The organism is Mycobacterium sp. NGS27 (assembly GCF_059813005.1).
In genome coordinates, this window is record NZ_JCALDT010000064.1 from 1 (window position 1) to 232 (window position 232).

A 232-nucleotide genomic window follows, 5' to 3' on the forward strand; every position below is an offset into this window, starting at 1 on the left:
CCCAGTAGTACCCGACGTATAGATCACATACGCCACATCGTCAGCGGTGGGCCCGGGTAACGCCGTGTGGGGTTGAGTTGCGACAACGGGGTCGTTCGGGTCGATGACGGGCAACCCGCGCCCGTCCAGCCGCGAGCGTTGGTCGGCGCTGGCGATCGCGGCGATCGGGCCGGCGTCGGCCAGCATGAAGCTGATCCGCTCGTCAGGATGCCCGGGGTCGATCGGCACATAG

Annotated in this window: 1 protein-coding gene; it reads right to left on the bottom strand. The window is 67.2% G+C overall.

Annotated elements, in window-relative coordinates; all coding sequences use genetic code 11:
• Positions 1–232: AMP-binding protein (locus AC5Y30_RS25590; protein WP_499922127.1), on the bottom strand; the 232-nt coding region annotated here is incomplete at both ends.